This is a genomic window from Streptomyces sp. M2CJ-2 (assembly GCF_016757295.1).
In the GTDB taxonomy this organism is placed as follows: domain Bacteria; phylum Actinomycetota; class Actinomycetes; order Streptomycetales; family Streptomycetaceae; genus Streptomyces.
Genome location: NZ_JAESIF010000342.1, coordinates 1 through 243 on the forward strand (window position 1 = coordinate 1; position 243 = coordinate 243).

Genomic DNA, 243 nt, shown 5'->3' on the forward strand with positions numbered 1-243 from the left:
GGTGGAGCGGCTGTCGGACGCCCGCCGCAACGGGCACCGGGTGCTGGCGGTGGTGGCGGGCTCGGCGGTCAACCACGACGGCGCGTCCAACGGCCTGACCGCGCCCAACGGCCTGTCGCAGCAGCGGGTGATCCGCCAGGCGCTGGCCGGCGCGGGCCTGTCGGCCGCCGAGGTGGACCTGGTGGAGGGGCACGGCACCGGCACCACGCTGGGTGATCCGATCGAGGCGCAGGCGCTGCTGGC

Annotated in this window: 1 protein-coding gene; it reads left to right on the forward strand. The window is 77.0% G+C overall.

Annotated features, from left to right (window positions below; translation table 11 throughout):
• On the forward strand, window positions 1–243 hold a 243-nt coding region (locus tag JL475_RS39550; protein WP_202282999.1), incomplete at both ends, for a hypothetical protein.